Origin of the sequence: Methanoregula sp. (assembly GCF_035543475.1) — an archaeon.
In the GTDB taxonomy this organism is placed as follows: Archaea; Halobacteriota; Methanomicrobia; order Methanomicrobiales; family Methanospirillaceae; genus Methanoregula.
Window position 1 is genome coordinate 95,343 of the sequence record NZ_DATKKA010000011.1, and the last position, 13,424, is coordinate 108,766.

The 13,424-nt window shown below is 59.2% G+C and carries 18 protein-coding genes; 10 read left to right on the top strand and 8 right to left on the bottom strand.

Features of this window, described 5'->3' with window-relative positions; genetic code table 11:
* Positions 1 to 21 precede the first annotated feature (21 nt).
* Entirely contained in the window at positions 22 to 216 is a 195-nt protein-coding gene (locus VMS83_RS05025) for a DUF1858 domain-containing protein (protein WP_325410479.1), read from the top strand.
* Here VMS83_RS05025 and VMS83_RS05030 read toward each other — a convergent pair.
* Complete coding sequence (locus VMS83_RS05030) at positions 206 to 1,099, bottom strand: adenosylcobinamide amidohydrolase (RefSeq protein WP_325410481.1); 894 nt, start codon at positions 1,097 to 1,099, stop codon at positions 206 to 208. The two genes, VMS83_RS05025 and VMS83_RS05030, sit on opposite strands and share 11 nt — an antisense overlap.
* An 86-nt stretch (positions 1,100 to 1,185) precedes the next feature.
* Positions 1,186 to 2,541 (bottom strand): PAS domain S-box protein, encoded by a 1,356-nt coding sequence (locus VMS83_RS05035; RefSeq protein WP_325410483.1) that lies wholly within the window; start codon positions 2,539 to 2,541, stop codon positions 1,186 to 1,188.
* Positions 2,542 to 2,793: 252 nt separating this feature from the next.
* Here VMS83_RS05035 and VMS83_RS05040 point away from each other — a divergent pair, with 252 nt between their 5' ends.
* A complete protein-coding gene (locus VMS83_RS05040; protein WP_325410485.1) occupies positions 2,794 to 3,138 on the top strand; it encodes a tetratricopeptide repeat protein in 345 nt (114 codons plus the stop codon).
* Positions 3,139 to 3,219: 81 nt separating this feature from the next.
* Here VMS83_RS05040 and nrdD read toward each other — a convergent pair whose 3' ends face one another.
* From nrdD to VMS83_RS05055, 3 genes are all read right to left on the bottom strand, one after another.
* Complete coding sequence (gene nrdD, locus VMS83_RS05045; RefSeq protein WP_325410487.1) at positions 3,220 to 3,582, bottom strand: anaerobic ribonucleoside-triphosphate reductase; 363 nt, start codon at positions 3,580 to 3,582, stop codon at positions 3,220 to 3,222.
* Positions 3,583 to 3,697: 115 nt separating this feature from the next.
* On the bottom strand, positions 3,698 to 4,345 hold the full coding sequence (pyrF, locus tag VMS83_RS05050; RefSeq protein WP_325410489.1) for an orotidine-5'-phosphate decarboxylase: 648 nt from the start codon (positions 4,343 to 4,345) through the stop codon (positions 3,698 to 3,700).
* Complete coding sequence (locus VMS83_RS05055; RefSeq protein ID WP_325410491.1) at positions 4,338 to 5,276, bottom strand: deoxyhypusine synthase; 939 nt, start codon at positions 5,274 to 5,276, stop codon at positions 4,338 to 4,340. Before VMS83_RS05055 ends, pyrF begins: the two co-directional genes overlap by 8 nt.
* A 122-nt stretch (positions 5,277 to 5,398) precedes the next feature.
* On the opposite strand from VMS83_RS05055, the gene VMS83_RS05060 reads away from it, so the two are divergent.
* From VMS83_RS05060 to VMS83_RS05090, 7 genes are all read left to right on the top strand, one after another.
* Positions 5,399 to 5,908 carry a hypothetical protein gene (locus tag VMS83_RS05060; RefSeq protein WP_325410493.1) on the top strand — a complete coding sequence of 170 codons (510 nt, stop codon included), beginning with the start codon at positions 5,399 to 5,401 and terminating at the stop codon, positions 5,906 to 5,908.
* A gap of 59 nt (positions 5,909 to 5,967) precedes the next feature.
* On the top strand, positions 5,968 to 6,369 hold the full coding sequence (locus VMS83_RS05065; protein ID WP_325410495.1) for a hypothetical protein: 402 nt from the start codon (positions 5,968 to 5,970) through the stop codon (positions 6,367 to 6,369).
* Positions 6,370 to 6,372: 3 nt separating this feature from the next.
* Positions 6,373 to 6,690 carry a hypothetical protein gene (locus VMS83_RS05070; RefSeq protein WP_325410497.1) on the top strand — a complete coding sequence of 106 codons (318 nt, stop codon included), beginning with the start codon at positions 6,373 to 6,375 and terminating at the stop codon, positions 6,688 to 6,690.
* Positions 6,687 to 6,908 (top strand): hypothetical protein, encoded by a 222-nt coding sequence (locus VMS83_RS05075; protein WP_325410499.1) that lies wholly within the window; start codon positions 6,687 to 6,689, stop codon positions 6,906 to 6,908. Before VMS83_RS05070 ends, VMS83_RS05075 begins: the two co-directional genes overlap by 4 nt.
* 1 nt (position 6,909) lies before the next feature.
* Positions 6,910 to 7,266: a hypothetical protein gene (locus VMS83_RS05080; protein ID WP_325410501.1), complete on the top strand. Its 357-nt coding sequence runs from the start codon at positions 6,910 to 6,912 to the stop codon at positions 7,264 to 7,266.
* A 46-nt stretch (positions 7,267 to 7,312) separates the two neighbouring features.
* Positions 7,313 to 7,522 (top strand): hypothetical protein, encoded by a 210-nt coding sequence (locus VMS83_RS05085; RefSeq protein WP_325410503.1) that lies wholly within the window; start codon positions 7,313 to 7,315, stop codon positions 7,520 to 7,522.
* A gap of 71 nt (positions 7,523 to 7,593) precedes the next feature.
* Positions 7,594 to 8,256 (top strand): VTT domain-containing protein, encoded by a 663-nt coding sequence (locus VMS83_RS05090; protein WP_325410505.1) that lies wholly within the window; start codon positions 7,594 to 7,596, stop codon positions 8,254 to 8,256.
* Positions 8,257 to 8,279: 23 nt separating this feature from the next.
* On the opposite strand, the gene VMS83_RS05095 is transcribed toward VMS83_RS05090, so the two are convergent.
* Both VMS83_RS05095 and VMS83_RS05100 read right to left on the bottom strand, forming a co-directional pair.
* Complete coding sequence (locus VMS83_RS05095) at positions 8,280 to 9,095, bottom strand: response regulator (RefSeq protein WP_325410507.1); 816 nt, start codon at positions 9,093 to 9,095, stop codon at positions 8,280 to 8,282.
* Between the two features lie 109 nt (positions 9,096 to 9,204).
* Positions 9,205 to 9,756 (bottom strand): hypothetical protein, encoded by a 552-nt coding sequence (locus VMS83_RS05100; RefSeq protein ID WP_325410509.1) that lies wholly within the window; start codon positions 9,754 to 9,756, stop codon positions 9,205 to 9,207.
* Between the two features lie 127 nt (positions 9,757 to 9,883).
* Between VMS83_RS05100 and VMS83_RS05105 the strand changes: the two genes are divergently transcribed.
* Positions 9,884 to 11,899 carry an Eco57I restriction-modification methylase domain-containing protein gene (locus tag VMS83_RS05105; protein WP_325410511.1) on the top strand — a complete coding sequence of 672 codons (2,016 nt, stop codon included), beginning with the start codon at positions 9,884 to 9,886 and terminating at the stop codon, positions 11,897 to 11,899.
* Positions 11,900 to 12,185: 286 nt separating this feature from the next.
* Here VMS83_RS05105 and VMS83_RS05110 read toward each other — a convergent pair whose 3' ends face one another.
* Positions 12,186 to 13,412: a tRNA(Ile)(2)-agmatinylcytidine synthase gene (locus VMS83_RS05110; protein ID WP_325410513.1), complete on the bottom strand. Its 1,227-nt coding sequence runs from the start codon at positions 13,410 to 13,412 to the stop codon at positions 12,186 to 12,188.
* Positions 13,413 to 13,424 lie beyond the last annotated feature (12 nt).

A 13,424-nucleotide genomic window follows, 5' to 3' on the forward strand; every position in this document is an offset into this window, starting at 1 on the left:
CGTACGGGAACTAAGTGTTGTATGGCTGAATTAACCGCAGACTCTACGATCTACGATCTTCTCCAGGCAAAACCGGAATCCACCGAGGCCCTCTTCAAGTTCGGTATGGGCTGTGTGGGTTGTGCAATTGCCCGCGGCGAGACCATCCGCGAGGCCGCCGAGGCCCACGGCATCCCGCTCCCGGAGCTCCTCAAGGCTCTCGGGATCAAGGAATAATCTTCTCTTTTTGCTGTTTCCGGTACCGTACCAGTTCTTCCCGCGGCGCATCAGGATAGCGTTTCAGGTAGTCTGCGATTGCCGGCTCGTGGAGCAGGGTGCAGCGCGAGCAGTTCCAGACCCTGCCGTTTGAGGCACTCTTTGACCATTCGCCCAGCGTCTCGTCCTTGCATGGGTAGAACGGGCAGTAGCAGAAATCACAACGCTGCCCGGCAAAGTGACAGGGGTAATAAGGGCAGTTGACCGGGGACCACTCCACCCAGTGCCCGCCTTCAAACCTGCTGTAGATAAAAAAGGCCGGCCCCTCTTTTACCGCCCCGCGCCTGTACCGGCGCAGCGCCTCGGGCACGCCCCGGAGCACCGCCTCCCGCACCCGCCGGCCCGGCTCCGTGACCCGGCCGGCGAACCGGTGCTTAGTCTCCCCTTCGCACGCGGCGATGACGGCATCGGTAGAGGTACCGGAACCAAGGCCGGCGGCAAGCAGGGCCTCGGCTTTGGCCTCGGTAGCCACGAGGATCATTTCGAGGAGTGCGGCATCCTCCATTCCCTCGCTGCTGTACGCAATGATGTTGATTGTCCCGGCCCCTTTTACCTCCTGCTCAGGCCGGGCACCTGCCGTAATAAAAACGGTGATAAAATCATACTGGAGGACGAAGAGGTGGCGGATGGGCACGGCGGTCAAAAGGCCGAACACCGGGGAACCCGTGCCGGCTGCGGCCGCGACCAGTTCGATCTCTTTTTCCGGATGTGCGTGGTCCCAGCCGGGAAGGACCGTGTGGTTGAAAAGTGTGGTAATGTCCCGGATGCCTCCGGCGATCCCGGTACTTGCTGCGCGGAACACCCCGCGGATGAAAAGGGTCTGGGAGTCCTGGTAATAGCGCATGATGCGTCCGACCTTCCTGTTACCGTTTTGGCCTGCATCCGATAGTAAGATTGTGATACAGGTACATGGGGAAAAATCCCGGATCGCTACCGCATTTCTTTTGCCTGTCCCCCTGAATCTTCACCAGGGATTCCGGCCCCGGAAATATCCTGCACGATCCCGTTGATAAAGATCAGGTCATTGTTGGCATCGAACTCGGCGAGTGCCGTTACGTTGACCGTGAGTGGGGAGCCGTCGCCCCGTTTCAGGGACAATACCCGGTTTTTGACAAATCCCTGCCTGCGCAGGGCATCGAGCAGCTGCGCCCTGCCATCGGGCTTGGAAAAAACGTCGGTCACCTTGATTCCCCGGAGATCTTCCAGCGAGTCAAAACCCAGTATTTTGATGAGGGCGGTATTTCCCCAGACAAACTGTCCCCGGGGATCACCGGTACTCCGGTATACGCCCACCTTTACATCGTCGACAAGCGTACGGTACTGGTCTTCGTACATCCGGGCGTGCTCGTCCAGCTTCTCATAAGTAATATCGCGGATAATCGACGATGCACCGGTAATGGTCCCATCCCCGTCCCTGACCGGACAGATCGTGATCAGCGCGTCAATGAGTGTGCCGCTTCGCGATAACATCTGCAGGTCGTGCCCCTGGATGCATTCCCCTTTGCGGATATCGGCAAGAAGTTGTTCAAGATCCGGGGAAGCCCCGTGAGTGGCAAGCCTGCCAAACGGCTGGTGCAGGATCTCCTTCTCGGAATACCCGAAAAGCCTTTCCGCGGCAGGGTTCCAGTTCGTGATCTCTCCATCAGGAGCACTGCCAATTATGGCCTCTCCCGATGACATGACCAGGCCCCGGTACCGTGCCTCGCTTGCCTCCAGCATCTGCTGGTAGGTCTTCTGGGGGGTGATATCTTCGATAAGAAACGTAAATCCCTGGCTCCCGTCCTCAAATGCGGTAGGTATTTTTTTGATACGGAAAAACCGGTTCGTAGTTCCAAGATGGCTGTTTCTCTCTGCAACCTGTTCCCGGAGCACCCCGTCCGCCGGAGCAGGGTCCGGTGCGCCCAGATTGAGATCCTTAAAAAAATGGTGGTCGATCTCGTCGATTCGCTTTCCTTCAAGAATCTCACGCTGGATTTCAAGGAGGATCGGTACCCGTTCATTTACATAGAGGATCTTCCGGTTACGGTCGATCATGATCACAAGATCAGAAGAAAACTCAAGCATGGAGGAGACCGGCACCCTCTGTGCAAGGAAATAGACTTTCGCTGCGCCGACCGGCTGCATCTCCACCTGCCCGGCGATGATCAGCATATCCAGGGTTTTTGCCACAAGGTTCCGGTTCATCTGCAGCTTCTTGGTGAGGTCTGAGATGGTCATACCCCGCGGGTTCCATTTCAGGGCCTGTTTAATCCGGTGAGCCCTCTCCTGATCGATCACTGTCATCATCGTTAGTTGGACATGAGATAGGTATTAAAATTATTTATTGGTAAAATATATCGTCTCCGGAATGATCTGTTTCCGGTAGTGTGATAGAACGCACTCTCCATGTGGCCTTTTTTCCCTGCATTGCAGGGTTGCATGCAGTTCTGCATGGCACTACCGGCGTGCAAATGCTTAATGTCACACACCGTGAGGAGAGGTTAGCCACGGGGGATTACCCCCGGGGAAATAAGACGAGAGAGGGAGGGGAGATGGGATATGATACCACCGTTAAGGAGTGCGGGGATCCCGCTCGAAGCGCAGTATCTCTACCGGTGTGCGCTGGACCTGAAAACTAACGGGAGAAAGGAAGACGCTCTGAATTACCTGAAGATGGCGGTGTCGGTTGACCCCCGCTTCTGCAAGGCGTACAACGTGATGGGGAACTGTCTCGATGAGATGGGCCGGTACGAAGAAGCGATGAAGAAATACGATAAAGTCCTGGAGCTCAACCCCGGGCACGCTGAAGCGCGGTTCAAGCGGGAGTTACTCCAGAAAAAGATGCAGTATGACGGCAGGATTCCCGCGTTCCCAGCGGTATCTTCGGTGTTCCTCGGTTGTTAACCGGTCACCCCGTGTCCGCGAGCTCGGGCACAGTACAGCTCCGTTTACGGGTTCGCGTCTGAAAAAAAGGCTGGTGCCTGATCAGGCGACCGAGTAGCGGACCCGGTCCTTGAGCTCCTGCTGCTTGCCGGCGTTCCAGCCGGAGACGTCCTGCAGGTAGCCGGTCACCCGGCTGATCTGGACAACATCGTGGGAGCCACATTCGGGGCAGACGGGTTTACCGCAGAGCGGACAGTACTCGACCCCAGAGGTCATTTCGTGGGCGCAATGGCAGTTGTCGAGCGGGCACATGATCTCAAGCTTGGTATCCCCGCAGTTCGGACAGGGATTTTCTTCTACAACGAGATGGCAGGTATGGCACTTGTATTTTCGCTCGGATTCCGGGATATCTTCGAGTTTTGGGTATTTTTCTGCAATTTTCCTCTGCTCTGTGCTCCAATCCATACTACTACATTGCAGAAGGGCTTAATAAACTTTCAGGCCGTTTCCTGAAGGTTATATTGTATTTAAATAGCAGTCTGGCGCGCAGGAAGAGATCGGGTCGTAAAATAAGAGTTGTTTACCGTTTTTGTCTCCTGCGGGCCGGGGCATAGGACTGTGCTGCCGCGGCCGGGTCCCGGGCCTCGTAAATGGACCGGCCCACGATGATGCCGTCTACCAGCTCGGAGACCGCATCGGCGTCTCCGCCCTGTGTCCCGATGCCCGGGGAGAGGATCTTCTTGTCGCCCACAAATCCGCGGAGGACCGCCACCCGGTCCGGCCGGGTTGCCGGGGCGATGATCCCGTCTGCACCTGCGATCACGGCGTTCGCCGCGATCTGCTCCGGGGTTCCGTTGCTAAAGAACTCCTTTCCCCCGGGATGGCTCATCTCGGCAACCACATAGCACTCCCCATGGTGTGCCCGGGCGGAGGCAACGCAGGCCTTCACCGAGTCCATGCCGCAGAACCCGTGGCAAATGACCCCGGAGAAGCCCGCGTTAAAGACCTGGTCGCAGATGAGCTGGTTCGTGTTGGGGATATCCGCGACCTTGAAATCGGCGATGAGCGGGAGGCCCGTTGTCCCGAGCTCCCCGGCTATCCCGAGACCGGCCGAGAGGGCGAGCGGGTACCCGATCTTGATCGCATCGATATGCGGGGCACAGGCGCGGGCGATCGCGATCGCCTTTTCCCTTTCCGTTACGTCCAGCGCAAGGATCAGGTCAGGCACGGGACATCCGCTCCATGACTGCCGCCACAAGGACCGGCAGGGTGATCGTGGCATCGCCGTACACGGTTACTGCCTGCGCCTCCTCGGTGATCTTGCCCCACGACTTGGCCTCGTCAAGCGTTGCGCCCGAGAGCCCCCCGAGGTCCGGCCGGTCGCCGGTCAGCTGGACAGCGTAGGAAAAGCCGTTGGGGGTCATGAGCATGCTCTGGAGGATGAAGTTCTTGGGCACGCCTCCGCCAACGAGCAGGGCACCGGCCTTCTTTGCGGTAAAGCAGGTGTCAAGGAGCGCCGGCATATCCGCAAACGCGTCGACTGTCACCTTGTTGGTCTGCGAGAAGAGCCAGTACTGGAGACCGACCATTGAGTCCTGCACGGCCGGGCAGTATACCGGGATCCCTTTCTTTGCGGCCGTTGCGAGAATGCCTGTTTTCAGGTGCGAGCCGATATGGTGCAGGAGGCCTGAGATAGAGATGGTGCTCTTGGGTTCGAGCTCGCCGTACACTCCCTGCATGAACTCTTCGAAATGCTCGAAGGCCTCGTTGGGGAGATAGACATCATAGATCCGGTTGATCTCATCGTGCCGGAGTTCGACATCGCTGCAGAACGCGGTACCGTGGTAGTGGTGGCAGCCGATCGCCTCGATAATGTCGTGGGTGAGGTTTGCACCGGTCGAGACGAGAATGTCGATATGGCCGTCCCTGATGAGATCGGCGACGATTCCTCCCATACCGGCCGGGACCATGGCACCGGCAATCCCGAAGAATTTTGTTGTATCGCGGTCCCGCAGCATCTGCTCGCAGATATCAGCCGCATGACAGAGCGAGCCGCCGTTGTACGCCCCGGCCTTGCCCATGGCTGCGACCAGTTCCCCGACCGTCATGGACGGGGATATGTGCATCTGGGAGACCGGTTCATGGCACTGGTGTTTCATGACTGTATTTCCCTGCCTTGAATGCTGCACTGGTATTGGCGCTGCCGGCTCATAACACTGTGTGGCGGGACAAAATGCGGCCCGGGGGAAGATATTTACCCAAAGACGGTGGTCTTTTGTCTATGCAGGACGTGCGGTTAACGGTAAAGAAGCGTGCATTCCCGAGCCACGGCCGGGTACGCCTCAATGCGGCGGTACTCCCGGATCTTGGTATTTCTGAAGGGGAGCACGTGGACCTTATCCATGAAATCACAAAAAAGTCGGTCAGCGTCACCGTCATTGCCGATACCATGGTCTCTCCCGGCCAGATCCGGGTGAGCGAGGAGGACCTTAAGGCGATCGGTCTTGCCGAGGGAAGCGAGGTCCTGGTCCGGAGAACCATTCCACTCAAAGAGCAGATCTCGAAGGCGGCCGGGGATGCGCAGGTCTCCCTTGCAGTGGGCACAAAAAAACTCGATGCTGCGGCGAGGAAGACGGCCGGCGAAGTATCGGCAGGAGCGTCGTCCGCTGCAAAGGCCGTAACAAAGGAGACGAAAAAAGCCACAAAGAGCATCGGCAAAGCTGCCGGTAAGACCACAAAAGACGTTAAAAAAGCGGTGAAGAAGGCTACCGGGAAAGGAGACGATCTCTGACATGATCCCCGCGTGCCCACTCCTAAATACCTGCAATTCTTCCGGGGGGACCTGAGACTATGGCAGATGCAACGACCGTGGTCCCCGCAGGCGGGATCCCGGATATGGTCTACCTCGGCATCTTTATCATCCTGGGCCTTTTCGTGCTGTACCTTATTATCCGCGAGATCCGGCTCATGAAAACCACCAACCGCACCATTGAGCTGGATCTTGAGCGGGAGAAGCTGAAACTCCTCCAGCAGCACGAAGCGGAAAAGCTGCTCCCGTTCACCCGGTTCTCGCCCGAGCAGACCGCTGCGATAAAACAGGTCGAGGATGAGAACACAGCCCTTTCGACCGACAATGTTGCCAAGGAGAACCTCCTCGAAAAGCGGCTGACCCGGCTGGAGAGCATCGTGAAAGGAAAGAAACTTGATGTCCTCCTCACCAACGTGACCGAACAGGAGAAGAAGGTGAAATAAGCAATGTACCCGGCAATCAGCCAGAACCCGGAGAGGAACGCAACCGACGAATCGTTCTGGGACCGGGTTGCGGAGCTCCCCGCAACCATTGAATCGCACGTACCGACGTTCGACAAGTCACTTGATGTCTATTTCGACCAGCGCTTTGCGGCCATCATCGAGGAATGGGACCTGGTAACCGAGGGCGATCTCCAGGCGCTGGAAGCCCGGCTCTCCCGCGTTACTGACGAGATCAGCAGCCTGTACGCGGGAAGGGCGGCCCTCGAGGCCCGGGTGCAGCGGCTGGACGCGATCATCTCCTCCCTGGAGGGGTCACTATGATCGGCATGGACTCGTACCTCGACGCCTACGTGGACCGCAGGATGAAAAATATCGTTGAGGAGTGGGATCTCTCCACACAAGCGGATCTGGGAACATTTTCCTCCCGGCTCGCGGCGCTGGAGCAGGAGATCCCCCGGATCCAGGCATTTGAAAAGACCACCTCGGAGAAGCTCGCCGAACTCGAAAACAGGGCTGCCCGGCTGAAAGGGAGGGTATAACATGGATCTCTTCACGTTTATCCTCCTCGTCCTTATCCTCTGTGTCATCCTCTTCCTCGTGTATTACTACTTCCGGGGTGCAAAAGGAGAGATTGCGCTCTCCCGCCCGGTGGAGAGCAGGGTGGACGAGTACCTCGACCGCCGGTTCCAGAGCATGGTGGAGGAATGGCAGCTCGTGACCCGCACGCGCCTCGCCCAGTTCCAGGACCGGCACCTGCCGGAGATCGCACAGAACGAGGCCCGGGTTGCCGAGCTGAAGAACTACGAGACCGGGATGCAGTCAACACTTACATCCCTGGAGGCGCGCCTTGACGCTCTGGAAAAAGAACTGGCCGGCAAAGGAAACGCAAAAAAGTAAGGGTGGAGCGGAAAGGCTCCGTGATCTCAAAAAAGAGATCACGGTGATGCGTAAGCAGGGGGAGCCGCCGGCAAAAGATCCCCACAGCTTTGCGCAGTTCACCTGCGATCTCTGCAACACCGCACATCCAGTCTCCGAGCTCCGGCAGTGCGTGCTCTGCGGGCGCTGGGCCTGCGATGCGTGCTGGAAGGACGAGTACTATACCTGCAGGTCCTGCGCCGGGCTCATTAAGATCCACCAGCTCAAAGGGGAGTAACGGCCCCCACGTCCCTTTCTTCCGGCATGCCCCAACCCATTTATCGGATCCGGTGCAACTGATCCGGTATCATGCTTCTCCCGTTCAATCTTCTCGATATGGTACTCCATTTTGACCAGTACCTCCCGGTGATCCTCCAGCAGTACGGGCTGTGGACGTACGCGATCCTTTTTTTGATCCTCTTCTGCGAATGCGGCATTGTGCTTGCGGCCTTCCTGCCGGGCGATTCCATGCTCTTTGTTGCAGGAACGCTCGCGGGCGCCGGAATGCTGGATATCCGCATCCTCCTGGGGACCCTGATCATCGCGTGCGTGCTCGGCGACACCCTCAACTACTGGATCGGGTACACCTTCGAGATGAGGGTTCTGGAATGGAAGTACTCCCCGGTAAAGAAGGAACACCTCGATGAGACCCACCAGTATTTCGAGAAGTACGGCGGGTTCACCATCGTGATCGCACGGTTCATGCCCTTTATCCGGACCTTTGCCCCGTTCCTCGCCGGGGTCGGGAAAATGCGCTACACGTGGTTTATCGGGTACAATGTCCTGGGCGGCGTGCTCTGGGCGACCCTGTTCTTACTGGTCGGCTATTTCGTGGGCAACCTCCCCATCGTGCAGCAGCACTTTACCCTGATCGTGTACGCAATTATCGGGGTTTCGCTCCTGGCGCTGGTCTCGGTCTTTGTCAAAATCGTCCGCGGGACGAAGAACGGAAAAGAAATCGGGGGAGCGTAAGGTGCACCCCGGGCGGCCTTTTTTCAGGCAGTAACCGGCTTTTCCGGGATCTCGCAGACAGATTCGATGGCGCCCCAGATCTCACCCCGGTGGTTATAGAGCGGACCGGCCCTGACCATGAGCGTCACTGGCTTTCCCTTCAGCCGGGCTTTTGAGGTTCTTGCAACGAGGATCTCTCCTTCCCTGCTGACCTGGGCATACTTTTTTGCGAGGGCCTTGTCGGGCTCAGCGATCAGGTCGAGCAGGAGCGGCTGCCGCCTCCCGTAGAACGGGACCGCGTACTCAAACTCTCCCTTCCCGATCATTTCTGCTGCAGCAATCCCCGTCATCTCCTCCATGGCCCGGTTCCAGAGCGCGACATGGCCGGTGCCGTCGATAACAAACGTAGGATCCGGCAGGAAGTCGAGGATGGCGATCTCCCGGCGTTCGAGGTCCCGGATGTCCGTTTCAGCCCGCCGCTGCTGGACCGCGTGCCGGATCTGGTGGGCGAGCTCGGTGAACTGCGGCACCAGTTTCCCGCCCTTCTGGAGATAATAGGTGGCCCCTTCGTTCAGGGCCTGGATGACCACTTCCTCGCAACCACGCCCGGTCAGGATGATAAACGGGATGGTATCTCCTGCTTTCCGCACTTTTTTCAAAAACTCGATCCCGTCCATCTCCGGCATCATGTAATCCGAGATGATGGCATCGAAGTTCCTGGTTCTGAGGAGATCCAGTGCTTCCGGGGCAGAAGCAACCGTTTCCACCGTAAACTGTCCGCTGGGTTCGAGGAAGATCCTGCCAATCTCCAGCAGGCCGGGGTCGTCGTCGACGTAAAGAAGGGATATGGTAGCCGCCAAGCGGTGTTCACTTCCTTGATGAAAAGAAGTTTTCTTCAGGTGTTATAAACATAGGGGCCAGTTTTATAAAAACGGCGGGCCGGAGGGTGCAGAGGTGGAGGGTTGACCCTCACTCTGCCGTGATGACGCTGATGGGCATCTGCGCAATCTTCCGGTAGACAGCGGCAGTCTCTTTGAGGGTCCAGCGGTCGAAGACAAGTGACTGGAACGGTTGCCAGATCACCACCCAGCACATGATGATGAGCACATTCTCGGCCACCTCAACAAACGGGTTGCCCCTGAACTGCGAGCAGATCCCGATCCCGATAAAGGCCGGGATACAGACCGCGGCCGTGAGCCAGCACTCACGGAGGCCGACCCGGACCATGACCTTCGTGGCGCTATTTTTCTCATCGGCCCGGCGCAGGAAATGTTCTCTCACGGCAGAGACGATCGTATCCCCTTGTCCCGGCGCGGTATCCGGCACCCGGATGGCAAGCCGGTCACAGATCCCGGTCCGCAGTCCCCGGTGGACGGAAAGGATGGCATGGAAGATCCGGTCTTCGGCATTTTCGGAGAGGTCGCGGTGTGCTTCCGGCGACGGGTCGTCGCTGTCATACATCTGGGCAACGGATTTGAACGAGGCCGTGCCGGTCCGGGGTGTTGTGGTATCGTGTGCCATACGAGTGATCCCGTTATTTCCGGATTCCCTGTTGGCGCACGGTCAGAATAAAGTATGCCGGCCACCAGAGATCTTTTTCCGGTCGTCCGGAAACATTCTTGCGCCGGGTGCACCGAATATTACCATCATGAGACGTCCCGGCACCGGCGAGTATGGCGAGACAGCAATCCCGGCCGGCCCGGAGGAAGCGCTGTACTCTGACCTCTGCACATGGCGGGAGCAGCTCGCCCGGAGCATTGCCCGCGCCAATATCGGGATACGGAGCAGCAGGATCGGTCAGGCAGCGGACCGGGTGATCTTTGCACTCCTCGCCCTTGCCATCGCGGAGGACCGGCACCTTGTCGATCCCGGAACACTCCGGGCATATGCCGGTGGAGTGGGGGAGCTCAGTTCTGCCCCTGGAGACTTCTGGGCTGGCACGGACGTAAATGCCCGGGCCGGAAAGACCCCCCCGGAGAATCCTGTTATCGACCGTGGACTGGTTGAAGAGATCGCCCGCCGGCTCACGGATGCAGACCGGCCCTACAACCTTTCGCAGGTCCCCCTGGAATCCGTTGCCGCAGTCCTCGACCGGTACCTCGCCCGGACGGTCCGGCGGTCTGCCGCCCACCAGGCTGTTGTGGTTGACCGGCCGGATGCCGGTGCGGGCAGGGGGGAAATTATGCCGGCACTCCTCCACTATGCTGCCGGCCGCACGCTCGATGCAGCCTGTACGGGCCGGTCACCTGATGATCCCCTCCCGCTCCGGATGATCGACCCTGCCTGCGGGGCCGGCGTGATGCTCCTGTACTCGTTTCATTACCTGCGATCCCTTCCCGGTCAGGATGAACCGGGGGATCTCCTGCGGCACACGATCCATGGCCTCGATCCCAATCCTCATGCGGTTGCAGCCGCACGGATGCTGCTCGCCCTTGAGGCCTGCGGTGACAGCGATGGATCCGCAAGCTCTGCAGGTTTTTTTGCCACATTCCGGGAATACCTTGCCATCCTGTCGGCAACGGTCCGGTGCGGGAATGCGCTTGTCGGCCCGGAGATTGCAAACGACGAGCTGTGGGCATTCTGCCCGGTCCGGGAGCGCCACGAGCTCCGGCCCTTTGCGTGGCAGGAGCAATTCCCGGAGATCCTGCTGCCCGGGGGGTTCGATGCGGTGCTCTGCTGTTCTCCCGATCACCCGGTGCCAGCGCGGGAATGGCTCCGGCAGTACTTCCAGCGCCATTATTCCGTTTACGATCCAGAAGCCGGACTCTCCGCGTACGTGATCGAAAAAAGCCTCGCTGTCCTGCAGCCCCGGGGTGTTGCCGGTATTATCTGCAGCGATCGATGGCTTCGCGCCCGGTCCGGTGCCCCGCTCCGCTCGCTCCTTCTCGGTAGGCAGCCGGAAGAGATCGTAACCGCCGGCGGGGGGACCTGTTATCTCCTGGTGACCAATGCCCGTGCTTCCCGGCCGTTTGTTGTCCGGAAGGCGGGACCGGCCGCGGCAGGTGCGGACGCGATCCGAAAGATCCGGGGATTCCCCGTTGATCTGCAGGATCTTACGGCCCGGGGCTGGGCCCTCCGCGATACCCGCAGGGAACGGCTTGTGGAAAAGATCTCCCGGAATACAACACCGCTCGGAGAGTATGTCCCCGGGGGGATCCGGTACGGTGCCGGGACCGGACCGGCGCCAGGTCGGGGGAATGGCCGGGACCGGATTATGTTCTCTCCATCCTCATTTCCCCCGCACTTTGAGATTGCCGGGAACCGGGTCGCCCCCGGCCCGGGTACCGGGATCATCCCTTCAGGGAGCAGGTACCTGCTCGGGCTCCTCAACAGCCGGCTTGCACAATTTCTGTTCTGCAGTCTTGAAGCGGAGACCGGGGAACCCGGCGGGGTCGTTGCCCGTTTCCCGGTCGTGGCCCCGGATTTCGACAACCCGAACGATGTGGCCCGTCACGGGCGCCTGGAGGCACTTGTAACGGAAAAGCTGGCGCTCTCCCGCCATCTTGCACAGGCCCGGTCGGCCCGGGAACGCCAGGCCATCGGTGCGGAGATCGCGTCAACGGGAAAACAGATCGAGTCGCTTGTGTACGGGATCTACGGCCTTTCTGTCGATGATATTGCCGTCGTGGAAGAGACGCTTACGACGATAAAATCACCGTCGTAAAAAAAACGCTCATAATGGCCCTCCGGACGGCTGTTTTCCCGGAAAATGACCTGAAACATATCCCAAAAAACGGGGGCGCCAAAACGCTTCTGTAGTGCAGGTTCAAAAACCCCAAATATTCCCTTGTTTTTAAAAATCGTTCTTTTCCACGGACTTTTTCACAGGCGTGGACATCATTTCCACTCCAGCCGGAAGTGAGGATCGTCCGTTTGGCAAACGGAGCCCATATAGGGCTTTTATGAGTGTCGATCTTATCAGGGCTCCCCTCCCCACCGGGATCTCCTCCCTATCCGCCGTCCGGCACGCCCCGGCACAGCGGTTTTGCAAGATGCCTCCGGGCAGTTGGCGGCACCTCGTACCACCCGGCACTGAGCGTTCGGGGGACCTCCTGGACTTCCGGATCTTTTTCATGCGCCCCGCATTTACGGCACTTGTAGCCTTTGTCTTTGCCGGCGCTTGTCATGCGTTTATTGCATGCAGTACAGAACGGGGCCTGAATCCGGATGTCCCGGGCCGGAACGACAAGGCAGATCTTCTCTAAGTTGATGCTCTCTTTCTTGTAACTCCCGACAGCGATGATCTCATCGCCCGGCACGAGTGCCCGGATTATTTCCCGGAAATTTTTCGTAGGTTCGTACGCCATACACCGGACCTCGCGCTCCTTGTCACTGATCGTAAACGAGACATGGCCGCCGGCCCCGGTTGCCGGGCGGCCGGTCACGGTGCCCCGCACCCGGTACGAGAGGCCCTCGCTCAGGTGCCCGCATGCCCCGGGAAGAAGGTGGGCATCGGTCCCCTGGTTGGTCACCCAGATCTGCTCGAGCGCCGGCTTCTCGGATTCGATAAAGGCCCGGGCCGTCATCACCCAGGCCGGGCTCTCGCCCCGGATCCCAAAGAGGACCGGGTCGGGTGTGTGGGGTACGCAGACCACTACCTGATTGGCAAGATCTACTGTGTCCCACGTGTGCGGGAAGGTCGCCTCCTCCGCAGCAAAGAGGCTCTCTTTGTCCACCTCACGCGGAGTACCCCAGCGGTCAGGCTCGCGGTATGCAAGGACCTCGAATGTCTTATCGGGAAGGAAACTTGCAACGGCCGCTGTGGCTCCCACCAGGCCGCGCCGGTTCTTCCAGCCCCGGTACCGGGCCCCCGACCGCTCCAGCAACTCTGTGGCCTCCCCGATCTCGCAGAAGTCCGTCACTGCCTTTTGGTAAAATGCCGGGTCCAGCCGGCTCTCAACGACAACCACCCCGGGGTTAGTCTTCTCGCAGGAGAAATCGGCCAGTTCCTCTACGATCCTGCACGCGAGCGCAAAACCCTTCTCCGGGTCGCCGTCCACATCGAGTGCGACCGCCGCATTTCCCCGGGTCTTGAAGGTCACGTTCGGGTTGAGCCGGACCAGGCGGGCCTCCCGGACCCGCATGTGCTCCCGGATCAGCCTCCGGGCGAGCACCGCGCCGAGATAGGTGGTGCACATGCCCGCCGGGGAGTCTGTATCATCAATGCCGATCAGCATGTCTATATTAAT

What these genes read in the sequence shown, in the direction of transcription:
- VMS83_RS05025 (WP_325410479.1), top strand. Translation starts at nt 22, where the DNA reads ATGGCTGAATTAACCGCAGACTCTACGATCTACGATCTTCTCCAGGCA.
- VMS83_RS05030 (WP_325410481.1), bottom strand. Translation starts at nt 1,099, where the DNA reads ATGCGCTATTACCAGGACTCCCAGACCCTTTTCATCCGCGGGGTGTTC.
- VMS83_RS05035 (WP_325410483.1), bottom strand. Translation starts at nt 2,541, where the DNA reads ATGATGACAGTGATCGATCAGGAGAGGGCTCACCGGATTAAACAGGCC.
- VMS83_RS05040 (WP_325410485.1), top strand. Translation starts at nt 2,794, where the DNA reads ATGATACCACCGTTAAGGAGTGCGGGGATCCCGCTCGAAGCGCAGTAT.
- nrdD (WP_325410487.1), bottom strand. Translation starts at nt 3,582, where the DNA reads ATGGATTGGAGCACAGAGCAGAGGAAAATTGCAGAAAAATACCCAAAA.
- VMS83_RS05055 (WP_325410491.1), bottom strand. Translation starts at nt 5,276, where the DNA reads ATGAAACACCAGTGCCATGAACCGGTCTCCCAGATGCACATATCCCCG.
- VMS83_RS05060 (WP_325410493.1), top strand. Translation starts at nt 5,399, where the DNA reads ATGCAGGACGTGCGGTTAACGGTAAAGAAGCGTGCATTCCCGAGCCAC.
- VMS83_RS05065 (WP_325410495.1), top strand. Translation starts at nt 5,968, where the DNA reads ATGGCAGATGCAACGACCGTGGTCCCCGCAGGCGGGATCCCGGATATG.
- VMS83_RS05070 (WP_325410497.1), top strand. Translation starts at nt 6,373, where the DNA reads ATGTACCCGGCAATCAGCCAGAACCCGGAGAGGAACGCAACCGACGAA.
- VMS83_RS05075 (WP_325410499.1), top strand. Translation starts at nt 6,687, where the DNA reads ATGATCGGCATGGACTCGTACCTCGACGCCTACGTGGACCGCAGGATG.
- VMS83_RS05080 (WP_325410501.1), top strand. Translation starts at nt 6,910, where the DNA reads ATGGATCTCTTCACGTTTATCCTCCTCGTCCTTATCCTCTGTGTCATC.
- VMS83_RS05085 (WP_325410503.1), top strand. Translation starts at nt 7,313, where the DNA reads ATGCGTAAGCAGGGGGAGCCGCCGGCAAAAGATCCCCACAGCTTTGCG.
- VMS83_RS05090 (WP_325410505.1), top strand. Translation starts at nt 7,594, where the DNA reads ATGCTTCTCCCGTTCAATCTTCTCGATATGGTACTCCATTTTGACCAG.
- VMS83_RS05100 (WP_325410509.1), bottom strand. Translation starts at nt 9,756, where the DNA reads ATGGCACACGATACCACAACACCCCGGACCGGCACGGCCTCGTTCAAA.
- VMS83_RS05105 (WP_325410511.1), top strand. Translation starts at nt 9,884, where the DNA reads ATGAGACGTCCCGGCACCGGCGAGTATGGCGAGACAGCAATCCCGGCC.
- VMS83_RS05110 (WP_325410513.1), bottom strand. Translation starts at nt 13,412, where the DNA reads ATGCTGATCGGCATTGATGATACAGACTCCCCGGCGGGCATGTGCACC.